Origin of the sequence: Acinetobacter sp. neg1 (assembly GCF_000788125.1) — a bacterium.
In the GTDB taxonomy this organism is placed as follows: domain Bacteria; phylum Pseudomonadota; class Gammaproteobacteria; order Pseudomonadales; family Moraxellaceae; genus Acinetobacter; species Acinetobacter vivianii.
In genome coordinates this window covers 165958-178770 of sequence record NZ_JSZD01000012.1, presented here as the reverse complement: position 1 = coordinate 178770, position 12813 = coordinate 165958, and the positions used below count along the sequence as shown (strand labels likewise).

Below are 12813 nucleotides of genomic sequence, written 5' to 3'. Positions count from 1 at the left end.
TCCTTTTTATAATGACGACATAGCGAATGAAACCAGCCTCACGGCTGGCAGTGATGATTTAACTTAGGGCTTCAACAAGACTTTACCTTGACGAGCGCCTTGGGTTGCCTTGAGTGCAGCAGTTTTGATTTCGTCAAAGCTAAAGACACCTTCAACAGGTAGAACCAGTTTCTTTTGCGCTGCCAGTGTCAGAAGTTCTACAAATAATGCCTTTTTACGCTCTGCTGGCATTTCTTTACTCACCACGCTTGCCCAGAAACCTTTTACCGTCGCCTGTTTAAAAATCAGGTCACCCGATGAAATCTGCATGGTTTCGCCTGTCATGCTACCAAATGAAACCAACAGACTATTTTCACTGAGTAGATTCAACATTTCACCACTGGCACTGCCACCAATTGAATCTACTCCTGCAATTAACGCTTGATCTGCATGGATGGCTTTGACTTGCTGTTTCCAATCGTCCTGATCCGTTGCCACCACATGCTGGATGCCGAGTGCTTGCATTTCTGCAATCGCATCAGTACGGCGAACCAGATTAATAACTTGTAACCCACGTGCTTGAGCAATCATTGCAACCGTTTTACCGACTGCACCATTTGCCGTGTTCTGAATTAACCATTGACCTGACTGTACATTCACAAAATCCAGTAACATCAAGGCGCTGATTGGCATGCCGATCAATTGAGCTGCTGTTTCATTATCAATCGCATCATTTAAGGGAATAATGCCATGTGCAGGTGCAATAAAATATTCTGCCCAACTGCCATGTACACCAGCAACTGCAACACGTTGGCCTAATTTACTTTCATCAACACCTTCGCCTACCGCATCAACAATACCCACCGCTTCGCTACCACCAATGGCAGGGAGTGTTGGTTTATAGCCATAGCTACCACGCACAGTCCAGACATCATGGTTATGCATAGGAGACATGATGGTTTTAATACGAACCTCACCTGCTTTAGGTTCAGGCTGTGGCATTTCTGCCTGCTGTAATACATCTACAGGTTCACCAAAACTTTGATGGATAATACTTTGCATGGTTTATTCCTTGGTCGGTTGTAACAGCTGTTGTGTTGTTTCTAAAGCTAAATGTAGCGGCGCTTTGTCTTGAGCCAACTTGGTCATCAGGGCCGCACCCAGCCATAATTGATACATCACCTGCGCTGTTTTAAATGGGTCAAGATGTAGTGGAATGGAGCCTTGTTGTTGCCCTTCTTGCAGTAACAGTGCCACTCGCTGTGTCAGTCGATGTACGCCAAGATTGAGAATCTCACGCATGTCCTCAGATAAATCTGCAACCTCTGCACCTAATTTCACAATCAGACAATTCTCTGCCCAACTGCCATACACAGGATCATCAATCCATGCCTGCCATAAAGCCATCAGGCGTGCATAGGCATTTGGTTCAGTCTGTTGCCAAAGCTGCTCCACCCGAACTTTATAGTCCGCCATGTACTGTTCCAGCAAGGCACAGCCAAAGGCTTCCTTAGAAGCAAAATAATGGTAGAACGACCCTTTCGGGACATCACAGGTCTTGAGAATTTCTTGCAAGCCGACCCCAACAAAACCTTTACGTAATACCAGTTCAAAGCTGGTATCAAGAATGTGTTGTCGAGTCGCTTCACTTTTCGTTGATCGTTTCATAAGCACACTATAAATTAATATTAGACCAGTCGTCTAGTAATTTGTGTATTTTTATTCTCCCTCTGTTTATCGGTAGTAATCTGCGGCATTGAATGCTAAAAATACAAGGCATATTGCATAAGACAAATGTGAACCAGTTCATTAACCGTCACAATTTGTCGTTTTAAATATTTTTATACCACTTGAACAATTTTAAATCGTTATCATATACATGTTTTCATGTTCAGCTTATTGAGATGTATTTATGAGTCAAAGTCATATCCGTATTCGAGGCGCACGTACTCATAATTTAAAAAATGTGTCACTCGATATCCCACGTGACAAGTTTGTGGTGATTACGGGACTTTCTGGCTCAGGAAAATCATCCTTGGCCTTTGATACCTTGTATGCCGAAGGCCAGCGCCGTTATGTCGAATCACTGTCGGCTTATGCACGCCAATTCCTGTCACAAATGGAAAAACCTGAAGTCGATTCGATTGAAGGTTTATCGCCTGCGATTGCGATTGAACAAAAATCAACGAGTCATAACCCACGTTCGACCGTCGGTACCATTACTGAAATTTACGACTATTTGCGTTTGCTCTACGCACGTGTCGGCACGCCGTATTGCCCTGAACATGATCTGCCAATGGTGGCACAAACCATTTCAGAAATGGTCGATGCCGTTAAAAGTCTGGAAGAAGGCACTGCTTTGATGTTGCTTGCGCCTGTGGTGCGTGAGCGTAAAGGTGAATACACCCAATTATTTGAACAGTTACAAGGCCAAGGTTTTGTTCGTGCTCGTGTCGATGGTGAAATCATTGATATTGATACCCCGCCTGAACTGGACAAAAAGAAAAAACATACCATTGAAGTGGTGGTCGATCGTTTTAAAGTGCGTGACGATCTCGGTAACCGTATTGCAGAATCGTTTGAAACCGCATTACGTCTAGGCGGTGATATTGCGGTTTTATCATGGATGAATGGCGAACATCCTGAACGCGTGTTTTCGGCAAAACATTCTTGTCCAGAATGTGACCGCGCCGTAGCTGAACTTGAACCACGTCTATTTTCATTCAATAACCCATTCGGTGCCTGCCCTGTCTGTGATGGTTTGGGTACGCGTAGCCATTTCAGTTCAGATAAGCTGATTCCAAATCCTGAAATCTCAATTAGCCAAGGTGCGATTCGTGGTTGGGACAGACAGCGCCCGTATTACTACACCATGCTGCAAAAAGTCGCAGATCATTTCGGTATTGATCTGGATGAGCCTTGGAATAAATTCGATAAAGATACGCAAAAGAAATTCCTGCAAGGCACAGGTAAAGAGAAAATCGACCTCAGTTATATTGATGAACGTGGTCGTAAGCACAGTCGTGTTCAAGCCTTTGAAGGGATTTTGCCGCATCTGGAACGTCGCTATCGCGAGACAGAATCGAATTATGTCCGTGATGATCTGGCACAATATCTGTCGAATGCAGCGTGTGATGCCTGCGGCGGTTCACGTTTGAATGAAATTTCTCGTCATGTTCGTGTTAAGGACAAGACCATTGCTCAAATCACCAAGATGTCGATTGGTGATGCGGAAAACTATTATCAAGACCTGAATCTTGAAGGTGCTAAAGGTGAAATCGCCGATAAAATCTTTAAAGAGATTCGTGAACGTTTACACTTTCTGGTCAGTGTTGGCTTGAATTATCTCAGTTTGGCACGTTCAGCCGAAACCCTTTCAGGTGGTGAAGCGCAACGTATTCGTCTGGCTTCTCAGATCGGCGCAGGTTTAATGGGTGTGATGTATGTGCTGGATGAACCTTCGATTGGCCTACATCAACGTGATAATGACCGCTTGCTACAAACCCTGATTCGCCTACGTGATTTGGGCAATACCGTACTGGTGGTTGAGCATGATGAAGATGCCATCCGCGCTGCTGACCATATTATTGATATCGGGCCAGGTGCAGGTATTCATGGCGGTGCCGTGATTGCGGAAGGAACTTATGATGAATTGGCCAATCATGCCGACTCGCTTACAGGTCAATATCTGTCAGGTAAATTGAAGATTGAAGTACCGAAACAACGTACGATCTCACCTCGCCCAGATGAAGTGATCAAACTCTCTGGTGCCAGCGGACATAACTTACAGAACGTTGATCTGACTATTCCATTAGGCATTATGACCTGTGTGACTGGGGTGTCTGGTTCTGGTAAATCAACCTTGATTAACCGTACCCTATTGCCTTTAGCTGCGACTCAACTGAATGGCGCAACAACACTGACTGCTGAAAAATTTGACTCGATTGATGGTTTACAACATTTGGATAAAGTGGTTGATATTGACCAGAGTCCTATTGGTCGTACCCCACGTTCGAACCCTGCAACTTATACGGGTTTATTCACGCCGATTCGTGAATTATTTGCACAAACACCTGAAGCCAAAGCGCGTGGTTATAGCGCAGGTCGTTTCTCGTTTAACGTGAAAGGCGGCCGCTGTGAAGCGTGTGAAGGCGACGGCATGATCAAAGTCGCAATGCACTTCCTGCCAGATATGTATGTGCCTTGTGATGCTTGTCATGGCAAGCGTTATAACCGTGAGACTTTAGAGGTCGGTTATAAAGGCAAGAACATTTCTGATGTCTTGGAAATGACTGTGGAAGATGCCGCTGAATTCTTTAGTGCCATTCCTGTGATTCATCGTCGTTTAGATACTTTAACTCAAGTCGGTCTTGGCTATATCCGTTTAGGACAAGCAGCGACCACCCTTTCAGGTGGTGAAGCACAACGGGTGAAGCTGGCACGTGAGTTGGCAAAACGCGATACGGGTCGAACCTTATATATCTTGGATGAACCGACTACAGGTCTGCATTTCCATGATATTGCCAAGTTACTCGACATTTTGTATGAGCTACGCAATAAGGGTAATACCATCGTTGTGATTGAGCATAATCTGGATGTGATCAAGACCGCTGACTGGGTCATTGATTTAGGCCCTGAAGGCGGTTCTGGTGGTGGTCAAATCATTGCTGAAGGTACACCTGAGCAAGTGGTTCAAGTTGAGATTTCACATACAGGTCGTTTCTTAAAGCCGATGTTGAAGTGATTTAATAAGGGAGGTTAAGTTACTATATAAACTCAACCTAGTGAACTTATAGATTATGACAACAAGAAAAAAACTAGCAGATAAAGACCTCAAGGCATTATGGGCTTTATCTGCAGGTAAATGCGCAAACCCATCTTGTAACCGAGACCTTATTGAGTCTACTACCCGTCACTCATTAGTAGTGATTGGTGAACAAGCTCATATAATTGCACATAGCATAGATGGCCCAAGAGGTGAAAAAAATCAATCAAATGTTAATATAGATTCACCTGAGAATCTAATTCTTCTATGCAGCACTTGCCATACTTTAATTGATAAAGCAGAACAAGATTACCCCTTAGAAAAACTACAAGACTGGAAAAAAGAACATGAGAATAAAGTAAAATCAATATTTAAGGACAAAAAATTTGAAAATTTAAAGAATTTAAAATTAGAAATAAAAAAGCTTTTAGATGAAAATCACTATTTATTCAATGAATATGGCCCATCCTCAGAAGTAGCTCAAAATTTACTTTCTAATAGCGTTGAGCTATGGCATAAACATATTGTTGAAGATATTTTACCTAATAATCGTAAAATTATTAATTTAATAGAAACTAATATAGAATTATGGACTAATCATCTAGTTTTTATAAAAATGAAAGCACATGTAAATGCATATGAGCAGCATTTCATCAAACCTATTGAAAAGTATCAACTTTTCCCAATTGAATTCTCTGAGTATATAAATGAGTAAAGCATTTAACAACTGGAATGTCGAATATTGTCGAATAACTTTTTTAGAAAGAGTCTTAAAAAATCATGAAAATATTATTAATCTTAAAAGAAAAAAGGATATTCTTTTCACATTTGAGCGTATCAAACAAAATGATTCGTTAAGTTTACTTTGCTTAGACAGCTATGTTTTTGGTGAAAATGATCTATATCAAGTTCTAGAGGAGTTCCCTGAGGTTGATATTATTTGTATTGGTAGTATTTGGAATTTTTATACGCGAGATGCAAAAATACTAGCATTAGAAAAAAAACTAGGCTTATATCGTGTTGATGAAATTAAAGGTGGCATACATTTTGATAAATTCTGGTTGTACCATAAAAAAGATGACGAAGGAAGTCCAAGATATTGCTTTGGATCACTCTAATGATTTACATTGCGTCATTGGTTTTGGATCTTTCTTTCATGGTAATCATCTTTTCAAGGATATCGATATACTCTTTGTAGGAATATCAAATGATAATTTCAAGCTTTATAAGACCTTAAAAAAAAGAATCTCAAAATTAAGTGCAAAATTTGGAATTAGTTTCGATTTTAACTTCCTTACAAAACAAGAATTTTCTGAGAATTTATATTTAGATATTATCAATAACACCCATACAATGATCTATACCAATGAATCAGATTAAATATCAAATACTTAAGAGTTTTTTAAAGGGTAGTAAAGTTTAGTAAAACTAAAATACTTAGAGCTTAAAAATATAAATTTTTAAATATCCACCACATTCTTCCCTTTTGCCTTCGCTTTTAACAGCGACTGATCTGCTTTTTCTAACAACGCTAACCAACTATTTGCCCCAATCGCAATACCAATACTCACCGAAACCTGAATCTCTTTAGCCATACTCTGAATCACAATATTTTCCCGAATAACACCTAGACGAATATTCTCTGCAATGGCTTTGGCCGCGTCCATTTGAATATTTTCAAGAACAATCAGAAACTCATCACCGCCATAACGCACGATCAGGTCAGAAGCCTGCACATTGCGTTTAAGCTGATCTGCAATCATGGTAATGACCTGATCTCCGACAATATGCCCGTACTGATCATTTACAAACTTGAAATTATCAATATCAATCGCGATCACACACGTTTGTGATAAGCCCTCAGGTTTAGCTTCCAGCGCAGCAATATATTCTTCTAGTGCCAATCGGTTTGCCACGCCTGTCAGTACATCAGAATTCGCGATTTGCTTTAATTGCAACTCCATCGTATCGCGCTGTTTCAACATACCTTTGAGTTTATCGATGGCTTCAAACAAGGAAAAAAACTCTTCCTTATTTTTGGTCATATGAGAAAGCTCATCAGAAGTCCCCGAAAGACGCAAAATCATGTTTCGTGCATTGATTAATGGACCAAATACCCTTCTCTTAGCATAAATCATGGTAAAGATGGCAATCAGCAACGATAAACTGGAAATACACAGGGTAAAAATAAACTGCAGTTTTGCACGTCGGTTTTGATCTTCTGCAACTTCAATACTGTCGTTCAGAATATAATTCTGCAAATCCATCACTGTGGTAAATTTTCCGACCATTTGATCGGTCAATTCCGTCCCTGAAATAAAATAAGCTTCATTATTTTTACTTTCATCCAGTAACTGCGAAATGATGGGGAGTCCCTTATCCAGAAATTCTGTTTTTACCCGTAAATAGAGTCGAACATATTCAGGTGATTTTGATTGTTCAGGCTGGATGGTATCAATCAGCCCCCAAAGATAAATGGCTTGGTGCTGAGTCTGTAATGAACGCGCCCGATTCTCATCAGAAATTTTCTCATCAAATGTCACGGGCGCCATAATATTTGAAGCCACACGACCTGCCTGATCCCGCATATCGGTCAAAATCAGGATCGAGGTGAAATAGTTCGACATTTTGCTATTTTTACTATTCGACTGAACCATCAGCCATTTTAAAAGCTCACGACTTTCATCCCAAACATCAAACATAGATAGAATAGCGCGATCAAACTGGATCGATGTTCGCTGATCCTTCGGAGTATCCGCATACGCATCCACGACAGTGCGTGCCTGAGCCAATTTCGTCTTAAGATCTGTATCTAGGTCCTCGGCAATCATTTCAAAACCATTGTGTTTTAAAACTTCAATGGTCCGATCAATTTGCATATCGACCAGCTTTCGATATTCCAGCAATTCCTTACGATTTTCAGCCAGATCTTGAGGTTGACTCGACATCACCTTATTTGACGGCGCACGCTCTTTGGAAATTTTATTTGCGGTCTTGACCAAGCTACGCAAACTAATGATTTCGGTCAGTGTTTGATTTGTTCTTATATATTCTTGATAACTATTAATAATTAAAGGAATGGAAAGATAGGAGATCGAAAAAATAATAACGAGCATGCAAAGAAATAGGCGCCGACTAATTTGCTCAGAACGTAATTTCGAGCTTTTTAAGTGTTGCCCCATTAACACACCTGACTATTTTTCAAAAAAAGGTCTCGATTGCATTTTAAACAGATAATAATTTTACCTGAATTTTAAATCACACGACTACGATTATGCCGAGTTTTTTGTGCGTATTAAGCGATAACAGCAAGACTCTCTAGATTTCCAAGTAAACAATGAAAAGAAATATTATTTATTGAGAATAATTTTTATTTATATTTACTGAATTAAATTATATTGATCGTGTTTAAAATTTAGAATATAAATGATAAAAGTCAAAAAGATAGCTAGTATTTTTAAATTAATTTAAGTCAACTGATCAGCCCAAATTCACCTTTTACTTTTAAATATCATTTTATTTTTGATCGAAAAACCCTATCTTTAAAATAAAAATTATCAATTTCACAAATTACTTTCCAAAGAACATAATTTCATCAAGCACTGAGATTCTTTGTTTTGCACAGAAACCCTCAAGGATGTTTTCTCCCCAATGTGAAACATCCTTTTCGAACCCAGCTTTATCTTAAAAGCTGGGTCTTTTTTTATCAGAATTTTATTGGGGTAATAAACCTAACTGTTGTAAAGCTTGATAAACAATGGCTTTACGCGCATCCGCATGTTCTGCTTTTTTCATTTCCATATTCAGCGAAAATGCTGTGACTTGACCATTTGGTTGTTCGACCCAACCTGTCCACCATCCGACTTGAGGATGTACATCCATTCCCCAACCGCTTTTGGCATAAATTCTAGTTCCCTGAACATTTTCGATCAACAACATATCTCTGACTTGCTGCTGTGTTGAGGGATCAAATGGAAGTTGCTGTTTGGCTAAGGCATAAGCAAATTTTACTTCCTCAACTGGCGTAATCTCCAAAGGCCCCACTAACCAAAAATTATCAACTTGCGCCCCTATATTTTGATTACCGTAGCCAACCCGCTTTACTTCACTTGCCATTAATTCTAGACCGATACGGCGCGCCAGCTCCTGATAGACAGGTACAGCCGAAGCCTGCATTGCCTCAGCAAGCGTTAAGTCCTTCTCCCAGCTACGAAAAGCCCGTTTCTGTCCATCCCATTTAAACACTTCATTAGGTGAGGTTTTATGGTGCTGTATACCAATCAAGGCATTGAGCATTTTAAAAGTTGAGGCCGGAATGTAACGCTGATCTGCACGGCTGAGATCATTGCCATATTTTTGAAAATTTTTGCCATCATAGGTGACCAATACACCGGTTGTCTGGATACTTTCGAATGCAGTTGCGATCTGATCCTGAGCCTGTTTATTTAAGACTAGAGGTTGAGCTTGGGACTGAATATTTTGACAACCGACCAATGTTGCAGCTGAGATTACAGTTGCACATAGCGCGAGTAATTTTAATTTTTTAGACATAATGAAAGAATTGAATAATGCGTAGAGAGTTAATGACTATAAATTGTTTCTTCTCTCGGTGCTGTAGCATTATTTATGTGTACAAATAGAAATTGCAGACAAAAAAAAGCTCAGCCTTGGGGAAAGCCGAGCTAGTAAAACATTGATGTTTAAAACATCGAAATACTCAAGAAAATGTTATGAGATACTAAAATGCAAATTAGATACCTCTTGCTTATTATTATGTGAAGTACTTCTCGGAAAGTAAAGTCGATTAAATAGATCGGAATTAAATTTCCAATCGTTTTTGTTAATTGGTTATTAAAAATCAGACTTATTGGGTATTTTCGGTTATATTAATTTGGTCAGAAGGAGCAGTTTTTTGCATACTTCATCGCAAAAAATACAAATAAGGTCATTTCAGCTCACGCTTTTAGTTGCCTTTTTATGACAAAATAAAGACCTTTATCAACGAAAAAAACGATTAAAATAATCGAACAAACCAATCAAACTATTCAACTGTGAGATAGCGATTACATTCTATAAAAAGACAAAATGTAAGCTTATCTACTTGTTAGTTATATAATTTATAAAAGGTTGACAACAATTTAATTAAACGTTCACTTTTTGCACGATGACAAGTCACATTTTGATCGCTTATCGGAAGGGCGAATTTATTACATTGACTTCATAAATTGTTACAATACAATGACTCCAAATTTACTCTTTCTTGTTTTAAAGCTGGAAATCATTATGAAAAAACTCGGTTTAGCCACTGCTCTAGTTTTAGCCATGACCGGCGCTCATGCATACCAATTCGAAGTTCAAGGTCAATCTGAATTCATCGAAGCTAAAGACTTAAATGACAAAGACTTTACTGGTGCTGCTAAAGGTACTTACTACTTCAAAAATGTAGACGCATCTAAAGGTCCTTTAGCTGAAGCGGCTTTCTTAAACCAAGCTTCTAATGTTTCTGCTGCATACAACTATGCAAAGTTAAGCGGTGATAAGGCAGTAACTGTTAAGAACAACACTTTCGGTGCAAAAGGTGAAGTTTATCTTCCTACTCCTTATGTACCTGCTTACGCAAGTGCTGCATATAGCCACTCTCAAACTAAAGCTGAAGGCGAAAAAGACAATGGCGACCGCTACTCTGTAGAACTTGGTGCTATGGTTTTACCTAACTTCTTAGTTGCTGTAGGTTATACTCGCGTTGCTGACCAAATTGCTTTAGATGCAAACAAAGCTCTTGAAAATGGCGTATTCAGTGCTGTTGCTGATTCAGCAACAATTGGTGATAAACAAGACGTTGTAACTGCACGTACTAAATACGTTGGTAACATCGACGGTACAAACATGGCTATTGGTTTTGAAACTGGTCTTGCATACGGCGAAAACCAAGCTTACGGTTTAAAAACTGATCTTTATTTAACACCTGCGTTAAGCGTTGGCGCTTCTTATGCTGAAGCAAACTTTAGCAAAAACCCAGCTAACGACAACTTCTCTCCGATCAAATCTGCTTGGGGCGCGAACGTTAACTACTTCATCACTCCAGCAATTGCTGTAGGTGCTAGCTACGTAAATGCAAATGCAGTTCATGCAAATGTGGATACGCAAACTGTTGGCGTAAACGCGAAGTTCCGTTTCTAATATTGGATTTTAGTTCTAGCGATAGAACAACGAATTCATAATAAAAAAACCAGTTCGAAAGAACTGGTTTTTTTATTCTCTGTCATTTCATAAAATGAGAGCCTAAACTCTCATTTCAACAGATTACATCTTTTTGTCTTCAATATTTAAAGCACTGATCGCCAATACAGCCTGAGTGCGGTTCTGTACGCCCAATTTACGGAAAATTGCGGTGACATGCGCTTTAATCGTCGCTTCAGAGACTTCCAATTCATAAGCGATCTGCTTATTTAATAAACCTTCTGCCACCATCATTAACACGCGGAATTGCTGTGGTGTCAATGATTGAAGACGTTCTGCCAAAGCAGTTTCATCCGCGGCTCTTGGATCAAAACCTGAATGGCTTGGTAAATTCGGTGGTAACCAGATTTCACCTTCCAGAACATGTTTAATTGCTTCACCAATATGACTTGGATGTGAAGATTTCGGGATATAGCCCATCGCACCATGTGCAATGGCACGTTGAATAATCGAAACTTCTTCATGTGCTGAAACAACAATAATCGGAATCGCAGGATATTGTGCACGGACATACACCAGAGCGGAGAAACCGGAAGCACCAGGGAGATTTAAATCCAGTAAAACTAGATCAGGTTCTGCACCATGTTCTAAGCGTGCATAGAATTCATCAACATCAGCCGTCTCCTGAATCTGTGCCTGAGGCAAACTATAACGAACCGCTTGAATCAAGGCATGTCTAAAGAGGGGGTGGTCGTCTACAATTAAAATATTCATAAGCGCTTAAGCTATCTGTAAGTACGTCACTGTACGATGTTTATTTAAATTCAATCCGTCTAAGCCTATTTTCAATTAGCGCCGAGGTCAAGCACAAGCATTGATTTATTTCTTTTTCCCGCAAAATAAATCAAATATTAATATAACTCGTTTAAATCATATTCAATTCAAAAAGTGGATGAAAAATCCTGAATAGAAACAGCCGATTAAACCCAGATTATTTTTAATTGATGCTGATTAATTGATATATCTATAAAAAAGATAAGCTTGCAGCATTTCCTTATTTTACAGCCCCCATGCCGATGTAGATAAATAAATAGCAATTCGAAATAATCTTTTTAGGCAGTTATTATGTCCAATCGCAATACGGTATCCACTCCCCTCAATATTGTTGCTGTTTCTGGTGGTTTAAATAGTCCTTCAAAAACTGAAAGTCTGGTGCAAGCCATTCTGGATGAACTCTCAGAAGCCATTGATATCAAGGTGCATTTTGTCAAACTCAGCGAAATTGGCCCTTTACTCGGTGGAGCCATTTACCGTAATCAACTTCCGCAACGGGTTCAGGATGATTTGGCAGCCGTAGAAGCAGCCGATGCTCTCATTGTGGGCACCCCTGTTTATCGCGCTTCCTTTACTGGTCTATTCAAACATTTTTTTGATTTTGTAGAACAAACTGCACTGGTTGATGTCCCTGTTTTACTGGCTGCATCAGGGGGCAGTGATCGTCATGCTTTGGTTCTTGAACATCAGTTACGTCCACTGTTTAGCTTCTTTCAAGCCCAGACCTTACCGATTGGTGTCTATGCGACTGATCGGGATTTCACCCCTGAATATACGGTCAAAAGTGAGCAATTGGCTGATCGCGTCACACTGGCGGTGGCACGTGCCTTGCCGATTTTGGAATGGGCGCCAGCCAAAGGTCAGCGTGCTGCTGTAATTAAAACCAAAACTGAACAAGCCAATCAAAACCTTGGCATCAATAAACAGATCGAACAGGCAGAAGTCTTGCCTTCAGCTGCTGTACCGAATTTGGATGCAGCCGAATCGCGTCTTCATCCCAAATCTGCAAAAAATTTAACCCACGTCGCATAAACCCTATCTCTGTGGAGGCTACA

General features: G+C 39.9%; 10 protein-coding genes. 5 read left to right on the top strand and 5 right to left on the bottom strand.

Annotation, left to right across the window (positions count from 1 at the left end; genetic code table 11):
• Positions 1-63: 63 nt before the first annotated feature.
• Positions 64-1041: a zinc-binding dehydrogenase gene (locus PJ15_RS09290; protein ID WP_047430104.1), complete on the bottom strand. Its 978-nt coding sequence runs from the start codon at positions 1039-1041 to the stop codon at positions 64-66.
• A gap of 3 nt (positions 1042-1044) precedes the next feature.
• A complete protein-coding gene (locus tag PJ15_RS09285) occupies positions 1045-1647 on the bottom strand; it encodes a TetR/AcrR family transcriptional regulator (protein ID WP_047430102.1) in 603 nt (200 codons plus the stop codon).
• Between the two features lie 244 nt (positions 1648-1891).
• On the opposite strand from PJ15_RS09285, the gene uvrA reads away from it, so the two are divergent.
• Genes uvrA through PJ15_RS09270 form a run of 3 tightly spaced genes read left to right on the top strand, consistent with a single transcriptional unit; the run spans position 1892 to position 5862 of the window.
• Positions 1892-4723 carry an excinuclease ABC subunit UvrA gene (gene uvrA, locus PJ15_RS09280; RefSeq protein WP_047430099.1) on the top strand — a complete coding sequence of 944 codons (2832 nt, stop codon included), beginning with the start codon at positions 1892-1894 and terminating at the stop codon, positions 4721-4723.
• A 55-nt stretch (positions 4724-4778) separates the two neighbouring features.
• Positions 4779-5459, top strand: coding sequence for an HNH endonuclease signature motif containing protein (locus tag PJ15_RS09275; protein WP_047430098.1), 681 nt, complete (start codon positions 4779-4781; stop codon positions 5457-5459).
• Positions 5452-5862, top strand: coding sequence for a hypothetical protein (locus tag PJ15_RS09270; protein WP_052138585.1), 411 nt, complete (start codon positions 5452-5454; stop codon positions 5860-5862). The genes PJ15_RS09275 and PJ15_RS09270 overlap by 8 nt, the downstream gene beginning before the upstream one ends.
• A 342-nt stretch (positions 5863-6204) precedes the next feature.
• On the opposite strand, the gene PJ15_RS09260 is transcribed toward PJ15_RS09270, so the two are convergent.
• Entirely contained in the window at positions 6205-7926 is a 1722-nt protein-coding gene (locus PJ15_RS09260) for a GGDEF domain-containing protein (RefSeq protein WP_047430092.1), read from the bottom strand.
• A 532-nt stretch (positions 7927-8458) separates the two neighbouring features.
• Positions 8459-9295 carry an OXA-294 family class D beta-lactamase gene (blaOXA, locus tag PJ15_RS09255; protein WP_047430089.1) on the bottom strand — a complete coding sequence of 279 codons (837 nt, stop codon included), beginning with the start codon at positions 9293-9295 and terminating at the stop codon, positions 8459-8461.
• 732 nt (positions 9296-10027) lie between these two features.
• On the opposite strand from blaOXA, the gene omp33-36 reads away from it, so the two are divergent.
• A complete protein-coding gene (gene omp33-36 / locus PJ15_RS09250) occupies positions 10028-10924 on the top strand; it encodes a porin Omp33-36 (RefSeq protein ID WP_047430086.1) in 897 nt (298 codons plus the stop codon).
• 123 nt (positions 10925-11047) lie between these two features.
• On the opposite strand, the gene PJ15_RS09245 is transcribed toward omp33-36, so the two are convergent.
• Positions 11048-11698, bottom strand: coding sequence for a response regulator (locus PJ15_RS09245; protein ID WP_047430083.1), 651 nt, complete (start codon positions 11696-11698; stop codon positions 11048-11050).
• 351 nt (positions 11699-12049) lie between these two features.
• On the opposite strand from PJ15_RS09245, the gene msuE reads away from it, so the two are divergent.
• The gene (gene msuE / locus PJ15_RS09240) at positions 12050-12790 is read left to right on the top strand and encodes an FMN reductase (protein WP_004776209.1); all 741 of its coding nucleotides are present in this window, start codon (positions 12050-12052) and stop codon (positions 12788-12790) included.
• Positions 12791-12813 lie beyond the last annotated feature (23 nt).

Coding starts and splice junctions, on each gene's coding strand:
- PJ15_RS09290 (WP_047430104.1), bottom strand. CDS start 1,041: ATGCAAAGTATTATCCATCAAAGTTTTGGTGAACCTGTAGATGTATTA.
- PJ15_RS09285 (WP_047430102.1), bottom strand. CDS start 1,647: ATGAAACGATCAACGAAAAGTGAAGCGACTCGACAACACATTCTTGAT.
- uvrA (WP_047430099.1), top strand. CDS start 1,892: ATGAGTCAAAGTCATATCCGTATTCGAGGCGCACGTACTCATAATTTA.
- PJ15_RS09275 (WP_047430098.1), top strand. CDS start 4,779: ATGACAACAAGAAAAAAACTAGCAGATAAAGACCTCAAGGCATTATGG.
- PJ15_RS09270 (WP_052138585.1), top strand. CDS start 5,452: ATGAGTAAAGCATTTAACAACTGGAATGTCGAATATTGTCGAATAACT.
- PJ15_RS09260 (WP_047430092.1), bottom strand. CDS start 7,926: ATGGGGCAACACTTAAAAAGCTCGAAATTACGTTCTGAGCAAATTAGT.
- blaOXA (WP_047430089.1), bottom strand. CDS start 9,295: ATGTCTAAAAAATTAAAATTACTCGCGCTATGTGCAACTGTAATCTCA.
- omp33-36 (WP_047430086.1), top strand. CDS start 10,028: ATGAAAAAACTCGGTTTAGCCACTGCTCTAGTTTTAGCCATGACCGGC.
- PJ15_RS09245 (WP_047430083.1), bottom strand. CDS start 11,698: ATGAATATTTTAATTGTAGACGACCACCCCCTCTTTAGACATGCCTTG.
- msuE (WP_004776209.1), top strand. CDS start 12,050: ATGTCCAATCGCAATACGGTATCCACTCCCCTCAATATTGTTGCTGTT.